A 26,072-nucleotide genomic window follows, 5' to 3' on the forward strand; every position below is an offset into this window, starting at 1 on the left:
TATTAAAATAACTACAAAAACAAAGTAATACATGATAAAGCTAAAATATACATTAGTACTTAGTAGCATACTTTTATTTATTGGCTGTAATGAACAAAACAAGCAAATAGCAGATACTCCTGTTGAAACGAATGATATTATTTCTATTCAAAAACAAGGGACTTTTGCCGTTGGTGGTTCGGTTAAGAAAAGCCATGGAACTTTCGACCCCATTGCCCATGGTGCTTTTAATCCTTCAAATCAAAGTACCGAAGGGCAGACCTTGCATGGTGACCACGCATCGGTATTTTATCAAATTCCTACGGAATCTCGCAAACTACCGCTAGTGTTTTGGCACGGCTACGGTCAGTCCATGCGAACTTGGCAAAGCACTCCAGATGGCAGGGAAGGGTTTCAAAGTATATTCCTTAAAAAACGGTATCCTGTCTATTTATTAGATCAACCCAGAAGGGGATTGGCAGGACAAAGCTTAGAACCAAAAACATTGGAAGCTAAAACTGAAGACCAACTGTGGTTCGGCATATTCAGAATGGGCGAGGGTAAACGTTTTTATCCGAACGTTCAATTTTCTAAGGACCCTGAAGCTTTAAATCAATTCTTCCGTCGTAGTACTCCAGATACGGGACCTTTAAACATCAATCTAAATATTGAAGCGGTTTCTCAATTATTCGGAAAAATTGGTGACGGAATCCTAGTTACCCATTCCCATAGTGGCGGACAAGGTTGGAGTGCAGCTCTAAAGACCGATCGAATAAAAGCTATAGTAGCTTACGAACCTGGTAGTAATTTTGTATTTCCAGAAGATAACATTCCTGAACCTATTTCTTATGTGGGCGGAACATTACGTGCTAAAGGTATTTCATTGGAAGAATTTCAAAAACTGACCAAAATTCCCATTGTAATTTATTATGGGGATTACATCCCTGAAATTGAAGTTAAAAACCCTGGTCAAGACCAATGGCGCGCCGCCCTTTCCATGGCGCGTAAATGGACAAAAACAGTAAACGACGCTAGTGGTGATGTAACTTTAGTTGTGTTACCGGAAATAGGAATCAAGGGAAATACGCACTTCCCTATGTCCGATTTAAACAATCAAGAAATAGCCGATGTAATGTACAATTGGCTAGAAGAAAAGAAATTAAACTAAAAAATAAAAGAAATGAAAAATCTAATTACAATAGTACTGTTTATGCTTCCAATTTGCATTTTTGCCCAAAATACGGACTACAAAGTGTCTTCATACAAAGACGAGGGCTTCAAGGCACCAAATACGCATTATATTGGCGAAGCTTGGTTGAGCGGTGTATTACAGGCTGATGATGAAACCGACTTAAATATTACCAAAGCCACTTTTAAGGCTAATTCTACATTAGACTGGCATAAACATTCAACATCTCAAGTTCTTATTTACGTAGACGGTGAAGGTTATTATCAAGAAAGAGGAAAAGACCCTGTGATACTTAAAGCAGGCGATGTAATCAAATGTGACAAAGAAACAGAGCACTGGCACGCTTCAACTAAAGATAGTGATGTTACCTATTTAGCAATTTATGGAGGAGGACAACCCACCACATGGACCGAAGTGGTAACACAAGAATATTATGATAGTGTTGCCGATCAACTGAACGACTAATTCACCACTACTGAAAGTAACGTCATTAAGACCTATCATGCGTTTAAAAAATATCCTTCGCACGGCGAATATATTCGTCGGGTTAGTATTATTTATCAGCTGTCAATCAATAGCGCAACAAGCAACATCAGACAATGCTTTATCCAACCAAGAGAAAAGTATAATCAAAATTGCAAGTCACACTGCCCAAGGCAATTTATCTCAGCTCAAGGATGTTCTCCATGAAGGATTAGATCATAAGCTAACCGTGAATGAAGCCAAAGAGGTATTGGTTCATTTGTACGCCTATGCCGGGTTCCCAAGAAGTATACGCGGTTTGCAAACACTTTTAGTAGTACTGGAAGAAAGGACGGCTAAAGGTATAGAAGATGAGTGGGGCCCAGAAGCCACAACTATTGACGATTCTAGAAGCAAATATGAACGAGGAAAGACTATTTTGGAAGAACTTGTTGGACGACCGTTAGATGGAAAACCAGAATACCAAAAGTTTTCACCCGAAATGGACAGGTTTCTTAAAGAGCATTTATTTGCGGATATTTTTGAGCGAGATGTGCTTACCTATAAACAACGTGAACTGGTGACCATTTCCGTCATTGCAAGTTTGGGAAGTTTAGAGCCTATGCTAAGAAGCCACTTAAACCTTTCATTGAACGTTGGCTGGCAAGCCGAACAATTGAAAGAGTTTACTGAAACCTTAGTGATTACTACAACTGAAGACAATGTTTTTGCAACAAAAACAGTCCTTACAGAAGTATTGAAAAGACGAACTGAATAAAAACAACCATGAAAAATACTGGATACTATACTATTGCCATTTTACTGATACTTTTGACAGCATGTAACACGCCAAAGGAAAGTAAAAAGGAAGTTCAACTTTTCGAGAAAGGGACTAAAATAGAAAATTCGAATTTTACAGGTACCGCATGGTTAAATATGTTGGCAGCACCGGACAGTTTAAATACCATGTATGCCGGTTTGGTTACTTTTGAACCCGCTGCACATACCAATTGGCATTCACATCCAGCTGGGCAAATATTAATCGTAACCCAAGGTGAAGGTTACTATCAAGAAGAAGGAAAACCCAAACGTATATTACGCATTGGAGAGACGATAAAGTGTTTACCAAATATTAAACATTGGCATGGTGCCGCTCCAAATTCCGAGTTTGCACATATAGCAATTTCAAGTCGCGATAAAGGACCCGCGCAGTGGTTTAAACCGGTTTTAGACGAAGAATATAATGGTATCTGAATAATTTTCTATTCAAAAGTAGTTTCTAAAACGTTGGTTATTGAAGTAAACGTTATGGCCTAAGAGAATTTTAGCTAAACAATAGGCGAGGGGAGCGGCCATATTCTAGATGGCTGGTTATAAGGTTTTTTGACCATCTTAATGTTTCAAAGAGTTCAAAGTGGTCTTAAGAGTTAAAATGATTTCTAGAATATAGCGACTGAGCCGTACATTGTTTCTAAAATTATCTGTAAGCCTTGATTTTTTTGTTTCTTTTTTTATCAAGAAAAAAAGATAAATAAAAACGCTTACGGGTACAATGCTGAAAGTCTATTTTACATAATGTTAGGAACACATTCAAAAAAACTTCAAACAAGACGAGAGGTTAGCAAGGGCTAAGAAATTATCTCGCAGAGTAATTTTTAGCTGTTGCGGCAAGCTGACGAGAATGTCGTAGAAAAAAATTTTGCACACATTTCCTCGAATACTCAAATTTTGAAAGAATCTAAAATGCTAGCTTTTAAATGGCGTTGGCAAGCTGTGGCAAATTGTGTTTAAAATAAATTGCCTGAGCAATTTGATTTTAAAAAGCAATCGAGCGTTTGGCAGCGGCTATTTTACATAACGGCAAATTATGGTACAAATGAAAATATGCGTCGCAGACACCGCTTAAAAAAGTTTAATGACCCTGTTGTAAGTTTTAATCGATTCTCGGAGCTTGAGGGATATTTTATATAATATAGAATTATAGCTTACAAACGTATATTCTTTTGTGTGGTTCAAATGCTATACTTTGTACTATAATTTATATTATGTAAAATAGACTTTTTAAGAACCCACTATTCATAGTACTTAAAAACTCTCCTTTAAAATAAATTATAAATTCTATCTGTAAAGTCCCTCTGCTTCATCTCGCCGACATTTTAAATCATCCACAGGATAATCTAAAATGCTCGCGTATGTAAAATAGAATATTTGAAGACCCTCTGTTTACCTTACTTTTTATATCTCACAAAATAAATTATAAATTCATATTATGAAGTCCTCCTGCAACATCTCGCCGAAATTTTAAATCATCCACAGGACAATCTAAAATAGCAACAAACTAATATTAAGCCTCTCGATAACTTATTCTAAAATCTCGTAATCTATACTAAGTTTCCGTAACGCTCTTAAAGCAGTACCCGTACTTTTATCGCCTAATTCAATATCAACAGGATCGCCTTCTAAAAGAATTGCAGTAAGCTCGTGCGCCAATGATGCACTTACAGATCCTATTTCTGTAATACATTGCGCAATAGCTCTGCTATCCGGTCTTTGAGCATCACAAGACAAAAGGTTTACTTTCATAAGACTACTTTATTAATACCACGTATATAAATATACCACTATAGCCGCAAAGATTGCCGCTTTTGGTATTGTATTCTAAATAGTCTTACTACTACAAGCTAAATAAATCATCCAAAAGATAATTCAATAAGCTCCTTCCCTTATCTAGAAGTTTGTATGTATTCTTCTATTTCGTTATGCAAAACATTAAAACGTGAAAATTGCAATTCTACATTTTCTATATAGTCTACAATTACGATATCGTTTATTTGTAAAGTCGCTACTAACTCTGAAGTATTGTTAGCCAAAGATGTTAATTCCGCTTTAAGTGCGGCCATTTTTTCAAAAAGATGAAATGTCTTTGGTACACAAGTATACGAATTCAATTTTCGTTGCAATTGATCTACAGCACTTCTCTTACGCTGTAATTCTCTAATCACATAAGTTTTCTCGGTGTTTTTTAATAGAGCATTCATAATAGCTAGGTTGATTAAGTTGTGAAAAATAAGTTGTGTATACTTTCTAACGCAATACAAAGAACAACATTGTGTTGAAAATCAACAGTATATAATCTTTTTGATAATAAAGAATTAACTTTCTAATAACGGCCTATATCTGAGCTTCACCGCTAATATACCTGCTAACACCCTATTAATATTGAACTTCTTCTTACGCAGTTCTCACTTTTACGCTAAACATATACGATAGAAATTCTAAAATAGTTGTAGCCAACTAACTAATAAATCAATTTATTTTACCACAATATCATTGAACAACAAATTCCACCCAGTTTCGGCATCAAATACCGATGTGCCATCTTTTAAACTCCCTACTCTAATAGCATATTCTGGTCGGTTTGCAATACTTTCTGAAGCATCCGGAAAATTGATATAAAGCTTATAGTTCCCTTTTGAGACTTTTTCTGGCCATACGCCCTTTGTAGCAATTTTTTGCACTTCATTTGTAAACCAAAAACGCGTATCCACATCCAATTTCTGATGGTATTCTTTTTGTGTAGTACTATCTTTTAAAATGAGTTCTGCAGCCCTATAATTATACGGTGAAGCATAGCCTACATTTTCAATTTCTAATTGCATTTTAAAAGGTTTTCCATTTATAAGTGTTGTTGGAAAATTTCCTTTTCTAAGCTCAAATCGATAGCCTAAATTCCGTTTTATTTCATCAATACATTTGTTGGTCCAATCCCCATTAACAGCTCCCGACCACGAAGTATTCAAAAATGAAGTATGAAATCGTTTTAAATAATTCTGTGCATTCCCTCCTTCGGAGATACAATCGTTATACGGACTAAAAACATCCTCCCCTGCTGCACCACCGGGACAAGTTTCTCCTCCAAAAACTAAATATTTAGTTTCATCAGCAATGTACTTTTTCAAATTCAAGGTATCACTCGTTGCCGGCCATGTATGAAAAGAATTATAGGTCCAGTAATCATCTGCATTTGCCAAAATACAATCATTATGGTGGGCTAAACGTGCTTTGTCACTTTCGCTAAATGCCTCTTCAGCTGTAAGTGGCTTAGCATTTTCTGGTAGTGCCTCCTCCCCTTCTAAATAACGCAATTTATAATAGGGCGCACGAACTTGCACCATTCTAGATTTTGGTACAATATCCAATAATTTCTGAATAACAGCATTTCTATCCAACCAATGCTGGGCTGTCACCGGTCCGTGTTCCAAATCCCCAAAATAATCCGAATAAAACTGCTCGCCCCAAGGTCCTATTAGTCCCATTTGCACAACAGCAATTACATCTGTGTTTTTGTGTATTAGTGCTTCTAATTGGTCTAAATGTTCAAAAATAATCTCTTTAGGCACATCATTAAAAGGTGGTGTACAGCAATTTGAAGAATAGGTAAATCGTAATATTATTTTATTCCCTACCGCTCTAACCGTATTCATATCGGTCTGAATAGCCTGTAAAATATCTTCATCAAGTGGCTTATCTCGAAACGTATCAAATTGATAAGATCTATAGGTTAAGGTACTCCCTACCGAAAAACCACCCGCAGCGGGATTCGGTTTTTGTAAGGCTAATAATTCTTCTGCATTCAACGCTTTAAAATTACTCGATTGTGTACCAAAAGGACGATAGAAGCCACGTTCTGGATTGGTAAATTCCTGAAGGTCTACCGTATAAGCTTGATCTACATACGTTGTTTTCACTTCTCTACAAGAAACCAATACCAATGTAAAAGCACAAAACGTAAGCAAAATTCGAATCATTTTTTCAATTTTTAAAAAGTGCATCACAAATTTACCTTTTTAAAAGTGATTCTTAAATTCTAAGTAATAGGAAATTATTGCCTTTCAAAGTAAACAAAGTGAGCACTACCTTTTATTAATCTAGATGTGTACGTACACCTAATATTTTAGCTTTGTTTTAACCCAATTTTTCTTTGCCATATGGATATGGAAATGTAACTTTAAATAAAACAATACCTCCATGAATATAATTTTCGAATATCACAATGTAAAGGCAAGCGAACGCCTTGAAGAATTTGCTACAAAGCACCTAAATAAGTTAGCCGATAAATATGATTTTATCGTACGTGCAGATGTATTTTTCAAAACCGAAAACACTTCGGAAGAAAACAAAGGTAAAATTTGCAATATTCGGTTGAGTGCTCCAGGACCACGATTATTTTCAGAATCTAGTACAGGTGTATTCGAAGCTTCGGCAAAAGAATCTATTGGTGAGTTGGAAAGACAACTAAGTAAGCGAAAAGATAAAATGAAGTCGCACTAATTGCGATTTGACATTCGCTAAAAAGCTACAAGAACAAAAAGCATTCTATTTATTATTATTGACCATATCTGGGTCTTCGTCTTCAAATTCTATTTCAGCAAACTGTTTGTTTACTTTATCTGAAAAAGGATTTTTATTCAATTCGCGAAACAAGCGTTCGCGTCTACGATCCGAAATGTTTAAAGTATCTAGAATGCTTTTTCTATGTGCAATAACTTCACGGCGTTCTACTTTCATACGTTTACGTTCTGCAACTGGTAAGACGTAATCAGCTTCAAACTTTTCCATTACTGTATGCTTCTTCACACTAATTTCTTCGTCAGCGGCATAAGAAATTGAATCTTGCGCTTGCACAGCTGTAGCAATAATTAAAAATAATAGTGTGATTTGCCCCTTAAACTTTGTCATGTTCAAAATAATATTGTGATGTAAAACATCCGTTATTAAAAATACGAATAATTCACATAGCAATGTGTCGCAACACTTTAAGTAGGCAAAGAACTTTGGGGATTGTTCTCTAAACGCTAATTGTCTTCAAACTTGGTGTCGGCAACCGAAGTTTTTGAAATTGATACCGTATTTGGGTTTTTGTGTAAATCGCGTAAAAGTCGTCGTCTTTTACGATCCGAAATTTGCATGGTATCTATTACCGCCCTAGCCTTATTAATTTCTTCTTGTCGCATTTCAACAGCAGACAAGAAATTAGGCTCAAATTTGTACATTAATGGTCCTTCTTCTTCATCAGAAAGCACATTCTTTTTCTCTTCTTTAGTTTGCTGCGCAGAAAGCGTAGTTGTACTAAAAACTAAAAATCCGATACTGAGTATCGCTAAAATATTCTTTTTCATTCTCATATAAAGTTCTCGTTGCAAGTTAAATAAAAATCTACAAAGAGCAATAAACAACAGGGTTAACAGCCGATTGTCGAAATTAATTGCCGATTATCGAAATCCTTAAATGAGATTATCGATGAACTACACCTTTTTAACTAAAACTTCTAAAAAGTAAACTTATTGTCAACCACAAAACCAAAATTGATAACTTTGATTTCACACTTTAGCATTTAATATAATGAAATTAAAACTGATTCTATTTTTTTTAGTCCTCTACCCTATCTTAAATTTCGGACAAGTTTCAACCATAAAATCAGCCGAAATAACTTTTAATTTTGAAGCCAAAGATGTAGATGGAACAATTGCTGGATTCTCTTCAGATACAGAAATAGATTTCGATACTATAGAAAATTCAAAATTGAAAGGTGCCGTTACTGTCAAAACCATCAAAACGGGAATTTTTCTTCGCGATTGGGCACTAAAAGGCAGTAAGTACTTTAATGAAGAATTGCATCCTAAAATATTTTTCGAAAGCACATCGGTGCAAAATACCACTTCTGGTTTCACCGTACAAGGCATATTGGCAATCAAAGCAATCGAAAAACCAATGACCATTAATTTTGTAAAAAAGGGGAATCAACTTATAGGTATCGCGACTATAAATACTTCTGAATACGGAATCAATATAAAAAAACATGCAGAAGACAATACAGTTAAAATTAATATGATATTCATACTTAATTGATAATCAATATGAATACAACATTTTGTTTAACATTTATAAAAGTTGCTTAACTTCGCGTCCTTAAAAATTAAACTATGTGGGTTTGGGGAGTATTCATTGCCTTTGTTCTCGTTTTTTTAGCACTAGACTTAGGTGTTTTTCATAAAAATGATCACGTTGTCCGTAGTAAAGAAGCTAGTATCTGGACAGCTATTTGGGTAACCATTGCATTGAGCTTTAGTGGTGTTATCTATTGGTTATTTTCTAGCGGCTTAATTGACAACCCCACGAACCTTACACCGAATGAAGCAGTATTAAAATATGTTACCGGCTATCTTATTGAACTTTCTTTAAGTGTAGATAATGTATTTGTAATCGCTGTTATCTTTTCGTCTTTTAAAATTCCTGCAATTTATCAGCACCGCATATTATTCTGGGGCATCTTAGGCGCTATAATATTTAGGGCCTTAATGATTTTATTCGGAGTTGCATTAATCACTAAGTTCGATTGGATTATCTATGTATTTGGAATATTTCTACTCTGGACTGCTTTTAAAATGTTGAAATCTGATGAAGAAAATTTCGACCCTAAGAAATCATGGGTTTTTCGTCAAATAAAAAAGGTATTTCCTGTTACAGGTACCATTCATGGTCACGACTTTTTCGTAAAACGAATGGGTATTAATGCCGCCACGCCCTTATTTGTAGCACTTATTGTAATAGAATTGACCGATATACTATTCGCACTTGATAGTATACCGGCCATTTTAGCAATTACTGCAGACCCTTTTATCGTCTTTAGTTCTAATATTTTAGCCATTTTAGGGCTACGATCTATGTACTTCTTAATTTCAAGAATGCTAGATAAATTTAGATACATCAACTATAGTCTGGTAGTCATACTAGCATTTGTAGGTTTAAAAATGCTTTTCTCCAGCTATGTCCATCCACCAGAATGGGTATCGTTAGCTGTTATATCTATTGCACTAATAAGCGGTATAGTTGTTTCTATGGTAATTCCTGAAAAAGAGGAAGTCCAAAAAAACGATTAAAAAAGAACCTGTTTAGTGTGATTTAACCATATTGGTGTAATCGAAAATCCCCATTCGTAAATCATTGAAATCACGAATTTGTTCCATCACTTTGTCTGAAACATCGCCTACAAAAGCTCTTCCTTGTTCTACAGACGAAATTATTTCCTCATTGCTCTTTTTAAGATTTTCCATTCGCTCTTTTAGCGATTGAAACTTTTGATGAAGGCTGTATGTACAGGGTTCATAGGTGTAAGACCTTAATTTATTGCTTAACAAATTAATTTCATTGTTAGCACGTTTTAATCTCAACAAGCTATTAGTTCTAATAGCACTTACATCATTACTGTTTTTTCTTGATAAAGTTTCCATATACTCCGATTTAGGGTTAAACAAACATTTCAATTCTTAAGTCCGTAGTTATACACTATGGGCTAAGTCCAATTAAAAATTCAATTTTTGGTAATCTGTTGCTTAAAGCTTGCCTTTGAACTTTGGAAGTATTCGATGGCAATCGAATAAAAAGTGCCTTCACTTTTTATGGGTCACATTAAATAAAGCTATGTAGTTAGAGGTATTTAGTTACTTAAATATAGGAATAAACTTCGGATAAATGATAGTCCATTTCAAATTTAACGTAACTTTTACCATTCGGTAACACCTTAAAGTCAAACACTTAGTTTGAGGAAGAAAATTGGAATTTTGAATCTTATAGTATTTTTCCTATTTAGCACTTAGTTTTTGGTCAATAATCTGTAGCGCATCTTTAACGGTTTCCATTTTATCCATGTCTTCATTTTCAAGAACTATATCAAATGCATCTTCAACATCAAGTATAATATCTACTAGATTAGCAGAATTAATATTAAGTTCATTAATGAGATGACTTTCTTCGGATATTTCACTTTCCGAAACATCTTCAGGTAAGTATAACTTTACAATTGCCTTTAATTTTTGATAGCGCTCTTCCGTATTCATTGCTACTTTTTATTGATATGAAAATCGAAGTATACTGAAGGTTTTTATTCAGCAACCTATTGTATATTGTACGCCTTAAAAATAACACAAGCATTTACATCGCCAAAACCAAAACTAGCTTTTGCTAGAACTTGTGGTTTATAATTAAAAGTTTTTTGCGGAATGCGACTAGCATCGATTACTTTTAATATGTCTGGATGCAAATCTTCACAATTTCGATTTCCAAAAACTTTTTGCTTATCAAATTGTAATATTGAAGCAACACACTCTATACTGCCTGCTGCTGCCAAACAGTGTCCGATAGTACCTTTTGTAGAATTGATATATGGAAAATCTACACCACTACTTTCTAATGCAGCACTCCAATTGGCAATTTCATCAGCATCTTTTGAAGTAGCAGTCAAATGCCCATTGATGGTATCGATATCCGATTTCTCAATTTCCGAATTTACAATAGCCGATGCTATGCACCTTTGTACTGCTTCACTATTTGGTGCAGTCATGCTACCTCCTCCGCGTTGTCCGCCACTATTAACTGCACCCCCTAAAACTTCTGCATAAATTTTAGCACCTCTTTTTTGAGCACTTTCCAAAGATTCTAAGACTAGTGCCCCTGCCCCACTACCAGGCACAAATCCTGATGCGGAAGCACTCATAGGTCTACTTGCCTGAGTTGGGTTTTCATTATATTTTCTTGGAAGAATACGTAAAGTATCAAATCCGCCCCATACATAAGGACCACTATCGCTACAGCTACCAACCAACATTCGCTCTGCTTTACCAGTCGAAATACGCTCATAACCCATTAATACGGCTTCTGTGCCTGTAGTGCAAGCAGATGAATTAGTAGTCACCTGATTTCCACAACCTAATATTCCACCTAAATAGGCGCTAATACCACTCGCCATCGTTTGTAAAACACTAGTACTACCTAAACGTCTAACATTACCATCGTCAATATTATGAATAGCCTCTCTAAACTTATCTACGCCCAATATCCCAGTCCCGAAGAGAATACCGCTATCCCAATCAGGGTTTGTATCGGCAACCACAGATAGTTTAGCATCTTTCCATGCATCTACACCTGCAATTACACCATACACTATACCACTGGCATTCAGTCCACGTAACTGCAATGGAGTAAAGTAATTATTTCCCAAGTTAGATGGCACCAGTGGCTCTCCCGCAATTTGACAACCAAAATTGAGCTCGGCTAATTTCGGTTGAAAACGAATACCACTAGTTTCATTTTCTAAGGCCAATCCAAATGCATCGAGACCTATACCATTTGGAGCACAAACACCTAAACCTGTAATTACAACCCGTCTACGCATTAGACATAATTTTAAACATTCCAGCTAAAGATCCTTTGCAAACCAAAGCATCTTTTTCGTTATACATTTTCACATTACACTTCAACTTATTAAATCTAAAATAGATTTTTTCTGAAACCACTTTTACTTTTTCATTTGGCAAAACAGGAATGTAAAATTCCATTTCAGAACTACTCATTCCAATTTGTATGTATTTCAATTCACTTTCTTGCAACAGATACAATCCCAAACAAACCAATCCGATTTGAGCACAACATTCCGTTAAAATCACTCCCGGAGTAACAGGCTCATTTTTGAAATGCCCCTTGTAGAAATCAGCGTTTTCTTTAAAGTGATAACTCCCCGTTACACCGTCTTCATTTATTTGATCTAAGGTGTCCACAAATAAAAAAGGTTCTTGATACGGCAGTTTACTTAAAATTTCTTGTTGATTCATGTCGAAATATATAGAAACAAATTTATGTAAAACACTATATTGCAATTATTTATAAAACTTTACATAAAGTTATATAAGATATAAAACATTTGAAAATACATTAAATTCAATATCGTATTAAAAATCCATTTGGCAACTGGGTTATTTTCAAATATCAAAACTCAAAAATAAACTAATTAAACAAAGGAATAAAATCACAATTAATTGATAAATAGATAATTAATAACTTAAAGTGAATAATTACTTTACCATTCCAACAATATGCGTTGCGCTGAAAAACCTGGCCCAAAACTAAGCACTAAACCCTTATCACCGGACTTTAATTCCTTTTCCATAAAACGTTCCAAAACATATAAGACAGTAGCACTACTCATGTTGCCATACTCCCTTAAAACCGCTCTAGTATCATCAATATTCTTCCCATAAGCACCAAACAAATCTTCAACAGTCTGTACTATTTTCTTTCCTCCGGGATGAAAAATCAAGTGCTCCACTTCCGCTATAGATACCCCGTATTTCTTAAGAAAGGGATGTACGATTGCTGGAAAATGAGCCGCTATCGTTTCTGGAACAGCTATATCTAAGATCATTTTTAATCCGTGATTTGTTAAATCAAATCCCATCATCTGGGTAGTATCCGCAAAGTGATACATCTCTCCACCAATAATACATGGTCCTTCTACCGTTTCTTCTGAGGACAAAAGCACACAAGCCGCGCCATCCCCAAAAATTGCAGCACTTACCATATTTGCCATCGAATAGTCCGTATGCTGAAAAGTAGCAGTAGGACTCTCCACAGCTACCAATGCCACACGTTTACCTGGGTTAGACTTCAAAAAGTTATTGGCGTAAATTAATCCGGACACGCCAGCAGCACATCCCATTTCAGTAACGGGCAAGCGAACAACATCTTGTCGAAGCTTTAAATCATTAATTAGATACGCATCTAAAGAAGGTATCATAAAACCAGTACAACTAACTGTTATTATATAATCTATTGATTCAGGTTGCCAATTACACTTACCTAAAGTTTTACTTAAAATTGAAGACCCTAACTTTTTGACTTCCCGTATGTAAATATTATTTTTATCCTCAAAAGATGTAGCAGAAAAAACATCTTCGGGACTCATAATACTATATCTCTTATCCACAGCTGCACCTTCAAAAATCTTTACAACTTTACGCATAAAACGTTGATCTTGATGTCCTAACCAAGCTTCAACCAAAGGGATAATATCAGAAGTTTCTCGACAATATTTTGGCAATTCTTTGTCGACTGCCGCAATTCGAACTTTATTCATTAATTTCTTTTTCATTAAAACGCATAACCCAATTCAATCGGTAAGCCCACTTCCATTTGATGGAGTGTTGGTTTGTTGGAAATAGTTTGGAGTAGTTCTTAAACTCTTGTTTTGTGAATCCACTCCGAATTGAAACTAGTCCATCACTTTTAGCAATCTTTGTTTTTATAAAAATAGCACTAAACAATTTAAACAGATAATATGCAATGCGACTTCTCTGCAGATCATTAACTATGATCCCAAACCGCGACATTTTCAACAAGCTTTTCAAAAAAATTAAAACATCACCCTCAGCAATATGATGCATCGTAAGTGTCGTAATCACAAAATCAGCTTTTAATCCATCGACTTTAAATATATCTAGAGCTTCATATTTTATTTCAGGATATGACTTGGAAGCCTTTTCAGCTAAGACAATTGCTTTTTCATTAATATCGATTCCTAAAAGATCTACATTGATATTTTCCTTTCGAAAAACATCTGCTATTTTACGAAGCATAGCACCATCACCACATCCAACATCAAATACCTTATATTTCTCTTTAGGATTTTCAGACACTAATATTTTCAAAGTATTTAAAACAATTCGATCTCCACCTAAAAAATTATTCGCACGATTAATATCAAGATACGTTGCCCTCAAAGTATCCATAGGAACTTGAGCATCATCCATCAACTCGGATTCGCTATGTCGAAATGAAAAATCCATTACACTTTAATTGGTTTACCGTGCGTTCTTTGTATTAAGGTACGAAGAAGACTTGGAGATTTCACAGCTGTTGCCAAAGCAACCTTCGATAATCTTTGATTTAATAAAATAGATTGCACTCTTCGCCCAACCCATAATCTTTGTCTAAATGTATAATTCCACTCATTTTCATAATCCGTATTTAGTTGTTCTCTACTATAAGTTTTCTCATCTAGAAATTTATGAATGAGTTCAGAAGCAATTTTTGCAGCATGAATAGCCATTGACATTCCATTTCCACAAAGTGGATGAATTAACCCAGCAGTATCACCACACATTATTACTTGATTTTCTGTTGCTTTTTTCGAATTAAAAGAAATCTGAGCAATAGTTAAAGGTTCTTCAAAAAGTGATTCTGCATTTTTTAGAAAAGAAGCCAAAAATGGATTTTTCGAAACCACATTTTTATTGAAGCTTACGATATTCCTTTCTTTTTGAAAATCGGCATAATTAGCCAGGTAGCAAAAATTAACGGCACCCGATTCCACTTTAGACAGTCCCCCATAACCTCCCTTAAAATTATGCAAGGCCACTAAATTTGAAGGAAACTCATATTTATAATGCGCCTTAACTGCCAACCAAGATGATTTTTGCTGGATAAAATCACGCTTTAATTGTTTATCTAAATTGCTTCGCTTCCCATAAGCACCAATAACTACTAGTGCTGAATAGATTTCCTTTTGATCCGTAGCAACTTCAAATTGTTTATTTTCAAATTCAATGGACAAAGCACCTTGAAAACAGAATTTCACACCTAAATCAATTGCTTTTTTATATAATATATTATCAAAGGCATAGCGACTAATTCCAACTCCCCCCAACGGGAGCTTCGTAGAAACTGCATCACCAGCAACTGTACTAAATTGTAAAGTATTGATGCTAACAGCACCAAGATTATTTAAAGAAACACCTAAACTTTCAAGATAAGGTAGTACTTCATTTGATACATATTCTCCACATACCTTATGATGCGGGTATGTCTTTTTTTCGATAATCAAAATGGAATGACCTCTAATTCTAGCATCAATTGCTGCAGTAAGTCCAGCTAGGCCACCACCAACAATAATAACATCATATGCAATCATATAATGAAAGATAGGAATTTTAACAAAAATCAGAGAGTCTTAGTAAGAAAATTCGAGATAATATAATGTCGCTTAAAATTAATAGGCGACTAAGTTCAGTAGCTCTTCCTTAAATCGCTCTTTAGGCAAATAATTATCCTCAAGCGTCTTAGCAAATGGTATCGGGGTATTAAGACTGGCTACCCTTTTAATAGGTCCGTCTAAAAATTCAAAACAATTTTCCATAACGGCAGCTGCAATATCACTAGCAACGCCACCGAAGAGACTATCTTCTTGTAGAATGATTAATTTATTTGTTCGCTTTACAGATGCATAAACCGCTTCAATATCCATTGGGACTAACGTCCGTAAGTCTAGTAAATCCGCAGACACATTAGGTAATTCTAAAAGTGTTTCCAAAGCCCAATGTACTCCAGCACCATAAGTTACAATGGTTACTGATACGCCTTCCTTCAGCAAAACAGCCTCCCCAAATGGTATGGTATAATAATCAACAGGCACATCTTGATAAACACTACGATACAATGCTTTGTGTTCAAAAAACAAAACCGGATTAGGATCATTTATAGCAGTTGCCAGAAGCCCTTTAGCATCTTTAGGAAAAGCAGGATATACAACCTTTAAACCTGGTGTTTTTGTAAACCAGGCTTCATTGGTTTGCGAATGAAAAGGTCCTGCTTGCACCCCAGCACCACATGGCATACGAATAACAACATCTGCTGACTGGCCCCATCTATAATAAGACTTAGCCAAGTAGTTTACAATCGGATTAAAACCGGTACTTACAAAATCAGCAAATTGCATTTCCACAACGGCTTTCATGCCTTGTATCGCTAATCCCATTGCAGTTGAAACAACAGCAGACTCACAAATTGGTGTATTTCTAACTCTGTCTTTGCCGAAAGCTTCCACAAAACCTTCCGTGATTTTAAAAACACCTCCGTATTCTGCTATATCTTGCCCCATGATAACCAAATCATCATGTTTTTCCATTGATTGTTTTAGGCCACTAGATACTGCATCAACTAAGCGTATATTCTTAACGGTACTGCAAGGTTGCACTTCTTGATAATTAAAAGGTGCGAAAACATCTAGCAACTCTTTCTCCTTGTTTAATACAACTTCATTCTCATTAAAGGCAAGCTTCAATTCATCATTGATTTCAGCTGCAATATTATGACGAAGTTTATTTATATCTTCTTTAGATAGTGCCCCAGAGCGAAGTAAAAACTTTTGATAATTCTCAATTGGGTCTTTTTTAGCCCAAGTTTGCATGAGCTCTTCTGGTACATATTTAGTTCCACTTGCCTCTTCATGCCCTCGCATTCTAAATGTTTGAAACTCCAAAATAACTGGTCTTGGTTCCTTCCGAAGTTGTTCGCAAAGCGATTTCACCTTCGCATAAACCTCTGTTACATTATTACCATCAATTAAATGAGCTTCTATGCCATAACCAACACCTTTATCTATAAGGTTTTTACATCGGTATTGCTCATTGGTAGGCGTAGAAAGTCCGTAACCATTATTCTCAATACAAAAAAGCACTGGTAAATTCCATACCGCCGCAATATTTAATGCTTCATGAAAATCACCTTCACTAGTAGCACCTTCACCAGTAAAAACAGCAGTTATTTCTTTATTTTTCTTAAGCAGATTCCCCAAGGCAATACCATCGGCCACCCCTAATTGTGGGCCTAGATGCGATATCATACCTATTATTTTATAATCTTGAGTGCCAAAATGAAAACTGCGATCACGTCCATTCGTAAAGCCATTGGACTTACCTTGCCATTGCGAAAAAAGTCGATGCAATGGAATGTCTCTCGAAGTGAAAACACCAAGGTTTCGGTGCATTGGCAATATATACTCTTCATTACTTAGAGCACTTGCAACACCAACAGCAATAGCCTCTTGTCCAATACCACTAAACCATTTAGAAATTTTACCTTGCCGTAAGAGAATCAACATCTTCTCTTCAACCATTCTTGGCTTTAGCATTCGCTCAAAAAGCTGCACTTGCTTGGCTGAGGCAATGCCTTTAGTTTTGAATTCCATTTGAACTTTATAAAAAACTAACATTATTTAAGTAAAAATAGCAAAATCGTGATTTACATCTCCGATTTTAACCAGATAGCGAATTGAACCTTTATTTATTAACTTTGATTCCACTAAAAAAGTATTTTCATGAGCGCAATACCAAGTGTAGACCTACAAGATTTCCTATCAGGAGATGAAAAGAGAAAACAGAAATTCATTAACGAAATCAGTTCTGCCTTTGAAGATATTGGTTTTGTAGCCTTAAGCGGCCATTTTCTATCCGAAGAATTAGTTGAAAATCTATATGCAGAAATAAAAAAGTTCTTCGACCTACCGCAAGATGTTAAAGATAGCTATGAAATAGAAGGTATCGGTGGCCAAAGAGGATATACATCTTTTGGAAAAGAACATGCAAAAGGAAGAACGGAAGGCGATCTAAAAGAATTTTGGCACTTCGGACAGTATGTTGAAGACAATCCAAAATTGGAAGCAGAATATCATAACAACATTGATGTAAAAGAATTACCTGCTTTTAATGAAGTGGGAAAAGAAACTTACAAAATGCTTGAAAAAACTGCTAAATATGTTCTAAGAGCGTTGGCACTCCATTTAAATCTTGAAGAAACTTACTTCGATGATTACATTAAAAATGGAAATTCCATTCTTAGACCTATACATTATCCACCGATAACTGCTGAACCAAAAAATGCAGAACGAGCTGCAGCCCATGGCGATATTAACCTTATCACCTTATTAATGGGTGCCCATGGTCGCGGTTTACAGGTTAAAAATCACAATGATGAATGGGTAGATGCTATAGCACGACCAGATCAGCTAATGATAAATGTTGGTGATATGCTATCTAGACACACTAATAACCGTTTGAAGTCCACAATTCATAAAGTTGTTAATCCACCAAAAGAAAGTTGGGGAAAATCAAGATATTCGATTCCGTTTTTTATGCATCCTATTAGTGAGATGCCATTAAACTGTTTGGAAAACTGCATCGATGATGAAAATCCGAAACAATATGAGGACATAACTGCTGGCGAATTTTTACATGAGCGTTTGATCGAACTTGGTTTAATAAAAGAATAATGCGAAACCTTTCTATTCTATTACTATGTGGTATTGTAATGTCTTCTTGTCAAGAAAAGGCTACAGTACCGGAAAAAGTAAAACCTAATGTGCTTTTTATTTTAGTTGATGATCTCGGACTTCACGATTTAAGTTATACTGGCAGCACCTACTATGAAACACCCAATGTTGACCGAATTGCAAAGGAAGGCGTAGAATTTACGCAAGGTTACGCTGGAAGTCGTGTGTGTAGCCCATCTCGGGCAACTATAATGACAGGCAAATTTACCGCACGCCATAAAGTTACAGATTGGATTGGTGCCAAGTCAGGCGAAGCTTGGCGTGAGCATAATCGATATGATAAAATGCTACCTGCCACATATACTCATGAACTACCCAAAGAAGATATTTCAATGGCAGAAGCCATGAAAGCAGGAGGATACAAAACGTTTTTTGCGGGGAAATGGCATTTGGGAGATGAAGGATCTTATCCAGAAGACCATGGTTTTGATATTAATGCTGGTGGATGGGAAAAAGGAAGTCCAATGGGTGGGTATTTTTCACCTTGGGTAAATCCGAGTCTCGAAAATGAAAAAGATGGTGAGAACCTATCAATGCGATTGGCTAATGAAACTGCACGTTTCATTGAAAAAAACAAAGACACTACCTTTTTTGCAATGCTTTCGTTTTATGCAGTGCATGGTCCAATACAGACGACTAAAGAGAAATGGACCAAATATCAAAACAAAGCTGTTAATGCAGGATTGGCAGATACTGGATATATAATGGAACGCAAACTACCGATTAGACAAGTGCAAGATAATCCTATTTATGCAGGTTTAGTAGCGCAAATGGATGATGCTGTTGGGATAGTTTTAAAAACTTTAGACAACTTAGGATTAGACAAAAATACAATTGTGGTATTTACATCTGATAATGGTGGCGTTGCATCCGGCGATTCATTTTCTACAGCGAATCTTCCTCTTAGAGGTGGCAAAGGATACCAATGGGAAGGCGGTATTCGTGAACCCTATTTTATGAAGGTTCCGACAATTGCAAATACCACAAAAACTATTGAATATCCAGTTACTGGTGCTGATTTATACCCAACAATATTAGATTTATCAAATATAGAACTTAAACCTAATCAGCATATTGATGGGGTTAGTCTTAAACCTTTACTTGAAGGAAGTAAATTATCGAAAAGACCCTTGTACTGGCACTATCCTCATTATGGAAATCAAGGAGGCGACCCGTCTTCTATTATACGTTTGGGTAAGTGGAAACTAATTCATTATTGGGAAGATGGTCATGAAGAACTGTACAATCTAGAAGTGGACCCTGGAGAACAAAACAATCTTTCAGAAAGCAATAAAAATATTAAAGAAGAATTAAGCAAAAATCTTTTAACCTGGCTAAATAGTGTCAATGCAAACATGGCTTCAGAAGATTCTAAGTTCGATGCCGATTTAAATCAAAAAAGGCATGAAAGTATCGTAACTGAAAAATGGCCACAATTAGAAGAACAGCGTTTAGAGGTATTATCAGATGATTTCCAACCCAATCCTGATTGGTGGGGAAGCAAAGTAACAGCGGATTAACAATATATGCTGTACACTAGATAAGATCTACTAAAGCCTTTTGATTAATAGACTATTTATTGAAATGATTCGTTAATAGCATTCATAGAAATGATAGTTTATAAAATGAAAAAAAAGATTTCAACTTTATTAATGTTCTTGTTTTTAAGTACTGCTATTGCCCAAATTGAATACGAAAAGGGCTATTTTATTAGTGCCACTGGCGAAAAAGTTAGTTGCTTAATTCGGAATGTAGATTGGAAAGAAAGTCCTACTAGTTTCAATTACAAACTTTCTGAAAACGATAAAATTCAACGAGCAGATGTTTCGGATGTAATCGAATTTGGAGTTTTAAACGGCGCTAAATATATTGGAACTGCTGTTGATATTGACCGTTCCTCTAATATTATAAAAAAATTAGACCGCAATAAACAACCAAAATTTATAAATGAGAGATTATTTTTAAAGGTTGTCGTAGAAGGATCTGCAAACTTATATAGTTATAATCAACAAGGCTTAAGAAGATTCTTTATTAGTTACAACGACGGAGAAATAACGCAATTAGTATATAAAAAATACTTAACTGAGTTTGACAAAATCAAAATTAACAACCATTATCGCCAACAAATCTTAAACTCTTTGCGTTGCGAAACTGTAAAGCCATCGCTAATAAACAAATTGGAGTACACCACAAAATCACTTAAAAGGGTATTTGACAACTACAATTCTTGTACAAATAGTGATTTCGTGATAGAAGAATCCGAGGTTCGGAAAATTGATTTTAATCTTTGGCTGCGTCCCGCTCTTACTTATAATACCTTTAGTGTATCCAATAGTATTAATCCTAAATACACCTTTGATTTCCCTAATGCTGCCGGTGTTCGATTTGGTACAGAACTAGAATTTGTATTACCATATAATAAAAGCAAGTGGTCTGTATTTGTTGAGCCTACCTACCAAACATATGCTTCGGAGCAAAAGATAGAAATTTACAAGGAGTTTATAGAAAATGAGAAGTACGATGCTAGCGTTAATTATAGTTCCATTGAATTACCAATAGGGGTTCGTTATTCAATGTTTTTAAATACAAAATCAAGAATTTTTATAGATTTTGCTTTTTCGCATGATTTTCATACAGATTCTGAAATTATCTTAGGTAATATAGATGATTTAGAAATGAGTTCGAATCAAAATTTTGTCTCAGGTATTGGATATGCTTTAAATAAAAAGTTACAATTAGAATTGCGTTATACATTTTCAAGAAATATATTAAATGATTATACTTTTTGGTCAACTGATTATAAGGCAGTTAATTTAGTTTTTGGTTACAACATTTTTTAGAATGTATACGAAATGATAAAAATTAAAACAATTAAGCAAAGTTTTTAATACATTGCCATTCCCATTTGAATGAATTTAAGACTATAAAATTCTTATGGATTTAAAAGATCAATTAAAGAACTTATTTCCAGACCATATAGAAAAAGAGCAACCCAAGAAGGTTGTTAAGAGTACTATTTGGCTCCAGGAAGACCCTATTATTTGCAAGTACGAAAAGCGAAAAGGCAAGCCAATAACAATATTAGAAGGATATAACGGTGCCGACAAAGATATTAAACAGCTTGCAAAGGAATTAAAAAAAGCTTTAAGTGTTGGTGGCGGTATTAAGGGCGAAAGCATCATAATACAAGGCGATTACAGAGATAAAATCATGGAATTACTTAAGCAAAAAGGGTTTAACGTAAAGCGAGTTGGCGGATAGATTTTTTGGTGATATGATAGGAATATCACAAATGAAGATTGAAATTGTTTTTTCTGTTAATTTTATTTTGAAGATTGAAATTATTTGGTATTTTTATTTACTAATCTATAACCACACCCAAAAATATGAGCTCCCTACTACATATCACTAACGGAGACAGTTTCACTGAAAAGTTAAAATCACTCAAATTAAAAGGTGATATTATTACTTGGCGTGAAATGCTTTGTGAAGGCAAAACACTTACAAATGTTGGTAGCGAAACATTTTGGAAAACCAGATTTGAATTCCTGAATAAAAACTACAAGGTTTCAAAATCTTGGTTTATTGAAAAAACTCTTAAAGAATACCGGTCTTTGTGTAATCACAAGCAAGAAGATAGAATTGTGCTTTGGTTTGAATACGACCTATTTTGTCAAATAAACATGCTTGCTGTTATAAGCTGGCTTAAAACGCACCGCAAATACGCAGAAATCACACTAGTTTGCAGTGGCAAAGAAGACCAAACGGATAAAATGTATGGGCTTTGTGATTTAAATGATGAGCAATTATTAAATCTTTACGAAAATCGAGTAACATTAAGTCAAGATGATATTGAATATGCAGATTATGTATGGCAATTGTATTGTAGCGATAACCCTATTCGCCTAGAAAACCTTAGTGATTTTGAAAATTACCAGTTTAACTATTTATCGGAGGCCGTAAAAAATCATTTGCACCGTTTTCCTAGTATTAAAAATGGTTTAAACGAGATGGAAAATAACATTTTACGACTTGCAATTGATAAAAAACCAAAATCTAAAGGCGCCTTCCTCCAAACAGTACTTCAGAATCAGGGTGGATTAGGATTTGGAGATACACAATACGGAAGAGCTTTTAGTAGGCTAAAACCACTCTTCACTTCTTTCAATCCAGTTAGACTTACCAAAAAGGGCAAAGATATTTTGGAAAATCAAACCAGCTATTATTCATGTATTCAAGATAACGATGTTTATTTGGGTGGAGCTTTAAAATATAATTTCCTTTACAACACAGATACCGATAAGATTCTAAAACTCTAAAATGATTTTCGGATCCTCGGAGCTTATTTTAAATGCTGATAAAAGCATTTATCACCTCAACTTATTACCAGAAGATATAGCTGATACAATTATCACTGTTGGCGACCCTGATCGCGTTAGTCAAGTTTCTTCGAAATTTGACATAATTGAGCTAAAAAAAGGGAAAAGAGAATTCATAACCCATACTGGAACCAAAAACGGAAAACGTCTTACGGTTATTTCCACAGGAATTGGCACTGACAATATTGATATTGTTTTAAATGAATTGGACGCGCTCGCAAATATCAATTTAGAAACACGAACCGTAAACGAGAAAATCAAAAAGCTTAATATTATTCGAATTGGAACTTCTGGAGCAATTCAACCCGAAATTGAATTAGATAGTTTTTTAATAAGTGAATATGCCTTAGGGTTAGATGCTCTTTTAAGTAATTATGAAGGTGTTTCCATACGAGATTTAGCATTCGAAGAAGCATTTCGAGATCAAGTAACATGGTCTAGTGATAAACCAACCCCCTATGCGGTAAAAGGCGATGAATCGCTACTATCCCTTTTCGCTTCAAATCGTATACGATTAGGCGCAACAATAACGGCATCAGGATTTTACGCTCCTCAATTTAGAGAACTACGGTTAAAAGCGGAAGGAGATAATCAGTTTGAGCAAATCAAGCAATTTTCATACAAAAATTGGCAATTGACGAATTTAGAAATGGAAACAGCCGGCATTTATGGTCTCTCTAAATTGTTTGGGCATCGTGCCATTTCGCTAAATGCTATATTGGCAAATAGAGCTACTGGTAAATTTTCAAAAAGACCCAATGAGGTGGTAGATGAATTAATAGAATACACTTTAAATAAAATTGCAAAATGAAAAAAGTTCGAATAATCGGTGTTCCTGAACATTTTAATCTACCATGGCATATGGCTGTTGAAGAAGGTGCATTTGAGGAACGAGGCATAGATTTGCAATGGACTGATATTCCTGAAGGTACTGGCCGAATGTGCCAAATGTTAAATGATGAGGAAACAGATTTGGCAATTATTCTAACAGAAGGTCTTGTAAAAAGTATTTCTGAAGGTAATAATTCTAAAATCATTCAAGAATATATAGCATCTCCACTATTGTGGGGAATTCATGTAGCTGCTGAGAGTGAGTTTAAGGCTGTTTCAGACCTTTTGAACACTAAAGCGGCAATTAGTCGGTTTGGCAGCGGAAGTCATCTTATGGCTTATGTAAATGCGCAAAATGAGGGTTGGAATACCGAAAATTTAAAATTTGAGATTGTAAATAATCTAGAAGGCGCCAAAAAGGGGCTCGCTGATGGAACCGCTGATTATTTTATGTGGGAGCATTTTACCACCAAACCAATTGTAGATAGTGGAATATTTAGAAGATTAGGAGATTGTCCGACACCCTGGCCTTGCTTTGTAATTGCAGCGACGAATAAATTTATTTCTAAGCATGATGGTTTAATAAAGCATATTCTTAATGTAATTAATGATTACACCATTGAATTTAAACAAATACCTAGCATTGATAGAACACTTTCTAATAGATATGGGCAACAATTGGAAGATATTAAAGATTGGCTTTTTATTACCGAATGGAGTCAAAATCAAATTAGCTTAGAAACATATCAAAAAGTAGTTTCCACTTTAATTGATTTAAAATTAATTAATCATGAACTATCACATGAAATTGCGCTACGCTAAACCATGGCATTTTCATCGGCTTTAAAATGAGTAGCAATCAATTTTGATAAGGATTTTTCTGAAAGTGGTTTTCTTACAAATTCTTTAATATTAGGATTTTGTATTGCCTTTACTTCATCACTTTGTTCTTCGCTAATAGTTAGCATAACAATAACTATATCATCCTTAAGTTCTTGACTTACTACTTTCTCATATTCTTCAAGAAACTGCCAACCATTCATTGTAGGCATATTAATATCAAGTAAAAGCAAGCAAGGCGTCTCGATTACTGATTGGTTTTTAGTTAAAATATCAATCGCTTCTTTACCATGTAGTGCTACATGAATATCAGCCTTAAGGTTTAGTTTATTTATGAAAACGGTATTCAATAGATTACTAATAGTATCATCGTCGACAAGTAATAGCGATTTTACAGCTTTGGAAATCATAGCGTTTGTTGGTTTTTTTAAAAGTAGTAATTTTCTGTACAAATTTATGAGTATTATTCTTTTAACACATCAAATGTTGTAAGTATTACAAAAGATTTAAAGAATGTGAATGTATTTTGTTAAAAAAATAATATTTAGCTCATTAACTTTAATGTAATTTAAAGTTCGCTCATTAAAATTAAATTATACAATACACAATAACTAGTCTTCCTACCATTTTATTTGGTCCTGATTCGTTTTTCGCAATATTTCATTAGTCCTACTAAAATGCTTGTTACCAAACCAATACCCTCGATTCGCACTTAATGGAGATGGATGACCTGTTGAAAGTACATGATGTTTCTTTAAATCAATCAATTTTATTTTTTTCTTTGCAAACCCACCCCATAGTAAGAAAACGACATTCTCTTTTTTGTCTGAGATAGTTTTAATGACCGCATTGGTAAATCTTTCCCATCCTTTACCCTGATGGCTACCCGCTTCATGAGCGCGAACAGTTAAAGTGGCATTCAGTAATAAAATCCCTTGCGAAGCCCAATGCTCTAAATTACCACTTACCGGTACATCCTGCCCAATGTCCGTTTGTAATTCTTTAAAAATATTGACTAATGATGGTGGATGTTTAATTCCATCACGTACTGAAAAACAAAGTCCATTAGCTTGATTCGGTCCGTGATATGGGTCCTGACCAATTATAACTACTCTAGTTTTACTAAAATGGCTATGATTAAAAGCACTAAAAATTTCTTCCTGTTTGGGGTAACAAACTTCTGATGTATATTCTTCACCAACAAATGACATTAATTCGCTGTAGTACAACTCATTAAACTCTGTCGAAAGTTGCTCCTTCCAACTTGGATTAATTTCTAAATTCATGTATCAAATTTACAAAGTCAAAAGTCATAAGCTAATGACCAGTGAATTTTTATATAATTAAGTATTAATACCAATCCCGAAAAAAATTGAGTTGTTTGGGTTTCAATAGC

The 26,072-nt window shown here is 34.9% G+C and carries 29 protein-coding genes; 14 read left to right on the forward strand and 15 right to left on the reverse strand.

The features are described from left to right. Nucleotides 1-31: 31 nt before the first annotated feature. The 4 genes from UH7x_RS18175 to UH7x_RS18190 all read left to right on the forward strand — a co-directional run bounded on the left by UH7x_RS18175 (nucleotide 32) and on the right by UH7x_RS18190 (nucleotide 2,884). Nucleotides 32-1,147, forward strand: coding sequence for an alpha/beta hydrolase (locus tag UH7x_RS18175; protein ID WP_482361347.1), 1,116 nt, complete (start codon nucleotides 32-34; stop codon nucleotides 1,145-1,147). A gap of 12 nt (nucleotides 1,148-1,159) precedes the next feature. Then, a complete protein-coding gene (locus UH7x_RS18180; protein WP_482361348.1) occupies nucleotides 1,160-1,633 on the forward strand; it encodes a cupin domain-containing protein in 474 nt (157 codons plus the stop codon). Nucleotides 1,634-1,880: 247 nt separating this feature from the next. Further along, nucleotides 1,881-2,408, forward strand: a complete 528-nt coding sequence (locus UH7x_RS18185) for a carboxymuconolactone decarboxylase family protein (RefSeq protein ID WP_482361349.1) — start codon at nucleotides 1,881-1,883, stop codon at nucleotides 2,406-2,408. Nucleotides 2,409-2,416: 8 nt separating this feature from the next. After that, nucleotides 2,417-2,884, forward strand: coding sequence for a cupin domain-containing protein (locus UH7x_RS18190; RefSeq protein ID WP_482361350.1), 468 nt, complete (start codon nucleotides 2,417-2,419; stop codon nucleotides 2,882-2,884). 1,107 nt (nucleotides 2,885-3,991) lie between these two features. Here the strand turns inward: UH7x_RS18190 and UH7x_RS18195 are convergent. The 3 genes from UH7x_RS18195 to UH7x_RS18205 all read right to left on the reverse strand — a co-directional run bounded on the left by UH7x_RS18195 (nucleotide 3,992) and on the right by UH7x_RS18205 (nucleotide 6,438). Further along, on the reverse strand, nucleotides 3,992-4,213 hold the full coding sequence (locus UH7x_RS18195; protein ID WP_482361351.1) for a hypothetical protein: 222 nt from the start codon (nucleotides 4,211-4,213) through the stop codon (nucleotides 3,992-3,994). Between the two features lie 140 nt (nucleotides 4,214-4,353). After that, the gene (locus tag UH7x_RS18200; RefSeq protein WP_482361352.1) at nucleotides 4,354-4,668 is read right to left on the reverse strand and encodes a hypothetical protein; all 315 of its coding nucleotides are present in this window, start codon (nucleotides 4,666-4,668) and stop codon (nucleotides 4,354-4,356) included. 273 nt (nucleotides 4,669-4,941) lie between these two features. Then, nucleotides 4,942-6,438: a DUF4832 domain-containing protein gene (locus tag UH7x_RS18205; protein ID WP_482361353.1), complete on the reverse strand. Its 1,497-nt coding sequence runs from the start codon at nucleotides 6,436-6,438 to the stop codon at nucleotides 4,942-4,944. Nucleotides 6,439-6,658: 220 nt separating this feature from the next. Here UH7x_RS18205 and UH7x_RS18210 point away from each other — a divergent pair, with 220 nt between their 5' ends. Next, nucleotides 6,659-6,961 carry an HPF/RaiA family ribosome-associated protein gene (locus tag UH7x_RS18210; protein ID WP_482361354.1) on the forward strand — a complete coding sequence of 101 codons (303 nt, stop codon included), beginning with the start codon at nucleotides 6,659-6,661 and terminating at the stop codon, nucleotides 6,959-6,961. A 45-nt stretch (nucleotides 6,962-7,006) separates the two neighbouring features. Here the strand turns inward: UH7x_RS18210 and UH7x_RS18215 are convergent, their stop codons facing one another. Next, entirely contained in the window at nucleotides 7,007-7,369 is a 363-nt protein-coding gene (locus tag UH7x_RS18215) for a hypothetical protein (protein ID WP_482361355.1), read from the reverse strand. Nucleotides 7,370-7,485: 116 nt separating this feature from the next. Further along, entirely contained in the window at nucleotides 7,486-7,809 is a 324-nt protein-coding gene (locus UH7x_RS18220; RefSeq protein ID WP_482361356.1) for a hypothetical protein, read from the reverse strand. 223 nt (nucleotides 7,810-8,032) lie between these two features. On the opposite strand from UH7x_RS18220, the gene UH7x_RS18225 reads away from it, so the two are divergent. Both UH7x_RS18225 and UH7x_RS18230 read left to right on the forward strand, forming a co-directional pair. Further along, the gene (locus UH7x_RS18225; RefSeq protein ID WP_482361357.1) at nucleotides 8,033-8,539 is read left to right on the forward strand and encodes a YceI family protein; all 507 of its coding nucleotides are present in this window, start codon (nucleotides 8,033-8,035) and stop codon (nucleotides 8,537-8,539) included. A gap of 74 nt (nucleotides 8,540-8,613) precedes the next feature. Then, the gene (locus tag UH7x_RS18230; protein ID WP_482361358.1) at nucleotides 8,614-9,570 is read left to right on the forward strand and encodes a TerC family protein; all 957 of its coding nucleotides are present in this window, start codon (nucleotides 8,614-8,616) and stop codon (nucleotides 9,568-9,570) included. A gap of 12 nt (nucleotides 9,571-9,582) precedes the next feature. Here UH7x_RS18230 and UH7x_RS18235 read toward each other — a convergent pair whose 3' ends face one another. From UH7x_RS18235 to UH7x_RS18270, 8 genes are all read right to left on the reverse strand, one after another. After that, nucleotides 9,583-9,921, reverse strand: a complete 339-nt coding sequence (locus tag UH7x_RS18235) for a hypothetical protein (protein ID WP_482361359.1) — start codon at nucleotides 9,919-9,921, stop codon at nucleotides 9,583-9,585. A gap of 351 nt (nucleotides 9,922-10,272) precedes the next feature. Then, nucleotides 10,273-10,527, reverse strand: a complete 255-nt coding sequence (locus UH7x_RS18240; RefSeq protein WP_482361360.1) for an acyl carrier protein — start codon at nucleotides 10,525-10,527, stop codon at nucleotides 10,273-10,275. A gap of 56 nt (nucleotides 10,528-10,583) precedes the next feature. Beyond that, nucleotides 10,584-11,861, reverse strand: coding sequence for a beta-ketoacyl-[acyl-carrier-protein] synthase family protein (locus UH7x_RS18245; protein ID WP_482361361.1), 1,278 nt, complete (start codon nucleotides 11,859-11,861; stop codon nucleotides 10,584-10,586). Further along, complete coding sequence (locus UH7x_RS18250) at nucleotides 11,854-12,297, reverse strand: 3-hydroxyacyl-ACP dehydratase FabZ family protein (RefSeq protein WP_482361362.1); 444 nt, start codon at nucleotides 12,295-12,297, stop codon at nucleotides 11,854-11,856. The genes UH7x_RS18245 and UH7x_RS18250 overlap by 8 nt, the downstream gene beginning before the upstream one ends. Before the next feature lie 245 nt (nucleotides 12,298-12,542). Further along, nucleotides 12,543-13,598: a type III polyketide synthase gene (locus UH7x_RS18255; RefSeq protein ID WP_482361363.1), complete on the reverse strand. Its 1,056-nt coding sequence runs from the start codon at nucleotides 13,596-13,598 to the stop codon at nucleotides 12,543-12,545. Continuing rightward, complete coding sequence (locus tag UH7x_RS18260) at nucleotides 13,591-14,271, reverse strand: methyltransferase domain-containing protein (RefSeq protein WP_482361364.1); 681 nt, start codon at nucleotides 14,269-14,271, stop codon at nucleotides 13,591-13,593. Before UH7x_RS18260 ends, UH7x_RS18255 begins: the two co-directional genes overlap by 8 nt. 35 nt (nucleotides 14,272-14,306) lie before the next feature. Beyond that, complete coding sequence (locus UH7x_RS18265; protein WP_482361365.1) at nucleotides 14,307-15,431, reverse strand: NAD(P)/FAD-dependent oxidoreductase; 1,125 nt, start codon at nucleotides 15,429-15,431, stop codon at nucleotides 14,307-14,309. A 78-nt stretch (nucleotides 15,432-15,509) separates the two neighbouring features. Continuing rightward, the gene (locus UH7x_RS18270) at nucleotides 15,510-17,486 is read right to left on the reverse strand and encodes an alpha-ketoacid dehydrogenase subunit alpha/beta (RefSeq protein WP_482361366.1); all 1,977 of its coding nucleotides are present in this window, start codon (nucleotides 17,484-17,486) and stop codon (nucleotides 15,510-15,512) included. Between the two features lie 129 nt (nucleotides 17,487-17,615). On the opposite strand from UH7x_RS18270, the gene UH7x_RS18275 reads away from it, so the two are divergent. From UH7x_RS18275 to UH7x_RS18305, 7 genes are all read left to right on the forward strand, one after another. Then, on the forward strand, nucleotides 17,616-18,566 hold the full coding sequence (locus UH7x_RS18275; protein WP_482361367.1) for an isopenicillin N synthase family dioxygenase: 951 nt from the start codon (nucleotides 17,616-17,618) through the stop codon (nucleotides 18,564-18,566). Next, nucleotides 18,566-20,146 (forward strand): sulfatase, encoded by a 1,581-nt coding sequence (locus UH7x_RS18280; protein WP_482361368.1) that lies wholly within the window; start codon nucleotides 18,566-18,568, stop codon nucleotides 20,144-20,146. Before UH7x_RS18275 ends, UH7x_RS18280 begins: the two co-directional genes overlap by 1 nt. Nucleotides 20,147-20,251: 105 nt before the next feature. Then, complete coding sequence (locus tag UH7x_RS18285) at nucleotides 20,252-21,466, forward strand: tRNA modification GTPase (protein WP_482361369.1); 1,215 nt, start codon at nucleotides 20,252-20,254, stop codon at nucleotides 21,464-21,466. A 94-nt stretch (nucleotides 21,467-21,560) separates the two neighbouring features. Beyond that, a complete protein-coding gene (locus UH7x_RS18290) occupies nucleotides 21,561-21,887 on the forward strand; it encodes a translation initiation factor (RefSeq protein ID WP_482361370.1) in 327 nt (108 codons plus the stop codon). 125 nt (nucleotides 21,888-22,012) lie between these two features. Continuing rightward, complete coding sequence (locus UH7x_RS18295) at nucleotides 22,013-22,945, forward strand: DUF1835 domain-containing protein (RefSeq protein WP_482361371.1); 933 nt, start codon at nucleotides 22,013-22,015, stop codon at nucleotides 22,943-22,945. A 1-nt stretch (nucleotide 22,946) separates the two neighbouring features. After that, complete coding sequence (locus UH7x_RS18300; protein ID WP_482361372.1) at nucleotides 22,947-23,816, forward strand: nucleoside phosphorylase; 870 nt, start codon at nucleotides 22,947-22,949, stop codon at nucleotides 23,814-23,816. Then, on the forward strand, nucleotides 23,813-24,658 hold the full coding sequence (locus UH7x_RS18305) for a substrate-binding domain-containing protein (RefSeq protein WP_482361373.1): 846 nt from the start codon (nucleotides 23,813-23,815) through the stop codon (nucleotides 24,656-24,658). The genes UH7x_RS18300 and UH7x_RS18305 overlap by 4 nt, the downstream gene beginning before the upstream one ends. Here the strand turns inward: UH7x_RS18305 and UH7x_RS18310 are convergent. Next, complete coding sequence (locus tag UH7x_RS18310) at nucleotides 24,655-25,086, reverse strand: response regulator (RefSeq protein ID WP_482361374.1); 432 nt, start codon at nucleotides 25,084-25,086, stop codon at nucleotides 24,655-24,657. The genes UH7x_RS18305 and UH7x_RS18310 overlap by 4 nt on opposite strands. Nucleotides 25,087-25,296: 210 nt before the next feature. Then, nucleotides 25,297-25,962 (reverse strand): uracil-DNA glycosylase, encoded by a 666-nt coding sequence (locus UH7x_RS18315; RefSeq protein WP_482361375.1) that lies wholly within the window; start codon nucleotides 25,960-25,962, stop codon nucleotides 25,297-25,299. Nucleotides 25,963-26,072 lie beyond the last annotated feature (110 nt).

The sequence above is a fragment of the Aurantibacter sp. UH7 genome (assembly GCF_056839165.1).

Excerpts from the sequence above, each read along its gene's own strand:
- UH7x_RS18280 (WP_482361368.1), top strand. The coding sequence starts at position 18,566 with ATGCGAAACCTTTCTATTCTATTACTATGTGGTATTGTAATGTCTTCT.
- UH7x_RS18305 (WP_482361373.1), top strand. The coding sequence starts at position 23,813 with ATGAAAAAAGTTCGAATAATCGGTGTTCCTGAACATTTTAATCTACCA.
- UH7x_RS18200 (WP_482361352.1), bottom strand. The coding sequence starts at position 4,668 with ATGAATGCTCTATTAAAAAACACCGAGAAAACTTATGTGATTAGAGAA.
- UH7x_RS18220 (WP_482361356.1), bottom strand. The coding sequence starts at position 7,809 with ATGAAAAAGAATATTTTAGCGATACTCAGTATCGGATTTTTAGTTTTT.
- UH7x_RS18300 (WP_482361372.1), top strand. The coding sequence starts at position 22,947 with ATGATTTTCGGATCCTCGGAGCTTATTTTAAATGCTGATAAAAGCATT.
- UH7x_RS18270 (WP_482361366.1), bottom strand. The coding sequence starts at position 17,486 with ATGGAATTCAAAACTAAAGGCATTGCCTCAGCCAAGCAAGTGCAGCTT.
- UH7x_RS18255 (WP_482361363.1), bottom strand. The coding sequence starts at position 13,598 with ATGAATAAAGTTCGAATTGCGGCAGTCGACAAAGAATTGCCAAAATAT.
- UH7x_RS18275 (WP_482361367.1), top strand. The coding sequence starts at position 17,616 with ATGAGCGCAATACCAAGTGTAGACCTACAAGATTTCCTATCAGGAGAT.
- UH7x_RS18215 (WP_482361355.1), bottom strand. The coding sequence starts at position 7,369 with ATGACAAAGTTTAAGGGGCAAATCACACTATTATTTTTAATTATTGCT.
- UH7x_RS18265 (WP_482361365.1), bottom strand. The coding sequence starts at position 15,431 with ATGATTGCATATGATGTTATTATTGTTGGTGGTGGCCTAGCTGGACTT.
- UH7x_RS18190 (WP_482361350.1), top strand. The coding sequence starts at position 2,417 with ATGAAAAATACTGGATACTATACTATTGCCATTTTACTGATACTTTTG.
- UH7x_RS18290 (WP_482361370.1), top strand. The coding sequence starts at position 21,561 with ATGGATTTAAAAGATCAATTAAAGAACTTATTTCCAGACCATATAGAA.
- UH7x_RS18210 (WP_482361354.1), top strand. The coding sequence starts at position 6,659 with ATGAATATAATTTTCGAATATCACAATGTAAAGGCAAGCGAACGCCTT.
- UH7x_RS18260 (WP_482361364.1), bottom strand. The coding sequence starts at position 14,271 with ATGGATGATGCTCAAGTTCCTATGGATACTTTGAGGGCAACGTATCTT.
- UH7x_RS18225 (WP_482361357.1), top strand. The coding sequence starts at position 8,033 with ATGAAATTAAAACTGATTCTATTTTTTTTAGTCCTCTACCCTATCTTA.
- UH7x_RS18195 (WP_482361351.1), bottom strand. The coding sequence starts at position 4,213 with ATGAAAGTAAACCTTTTGTCTTGTGATGCTCAAAGACCGGATAGCAGA.
- UH7x_RS18180 (WP_482361348.1), top strand. The coding sequence starts at position 1,160 with ATGAAAAATCTAATTACAATAGTACTGTTTATGCTTCCAATTTGCATT.
- UH7x_RS18285 (WP_482361369.1), top strand. The coding sequence starts at position 20,252 with ATGAAAAAAAAGATTTCAACTTTATTAATGTTCTTGTTTTTAAGTACT.
- UH7x_RS18175 (WP_482361347.1), top strand. The coding sequence starts at position 32 with ATGATAAAGCTAAAATATACATTAGTACTTAGTAGCATACTTTTATTT.
- UH7x_RS18315 (WP_482361375.1), bottom strand. The coding sequence starts at position 25,962 with ATGAATTTAGAAATTAATCCAAGTTGGAAGGAGCAACTTTCGACAGAG.
- UH7x_RS18250 (WP_482361362.1), bottom strand. The coding sequence starts at position 12,297 with ATGAATCAACAAGAAATTTTAAGTAAACTGCCGTATCAAGAACCTTTT.
- UH7x_RS18295 (WP_482361371.1), top strand. The coding sequence starts at position 22,013 with ATGAGCTCCCTACTACATATCACTAACGGAGACAGTTTCACTGAAAAG.
- UH7x_RS18230 (WP_482361358.1), top strand. The coding sequence starts at position 8,614 with ATGTGGGTTTGGGGAGTATTCATTGCCTTTGTTCTCGTTTTTTTAGCA.
- UH7x_RS18205 (WP_482361353.1), bottom strand. The coding sequence starts at position 6,438 with ATGATTCGAATTTTGCTTACGTTTTGTGCTTTTACATTGGTATTGGTT.
- UH7x_RS18235 (WP_482361359.1), bottom strand. The coding sequence starts at position 9,921 with ATGGAAACTTTATCAAGAAAAAACAGTAATGATGTAAGTGCTATTAGA.
- UH7x_RS18240 (WP_482361360.1), bottom strand. The coding sequence starts at position 10,527 with ATGAATACGGAAGAGCGCTATCAAAAATTAAAGGCAATTGTAAAGTTA.
- UH7x_RS18310 (WP_482361374.1), bottom strand. The coding sequence starts at position 25,086 with ATGATTTCCAAAGCTGTAAAATCGCTATTACTTGTCGACGATGATACT.
- UH7x_RS18245 (WP_482361361.1), bottom strand. The coding sequence starts at position 11,861 with ATGCGTAGACGGGTTGTAATTACAGGTTTAGGTGTTTGTGCTCCAAAT.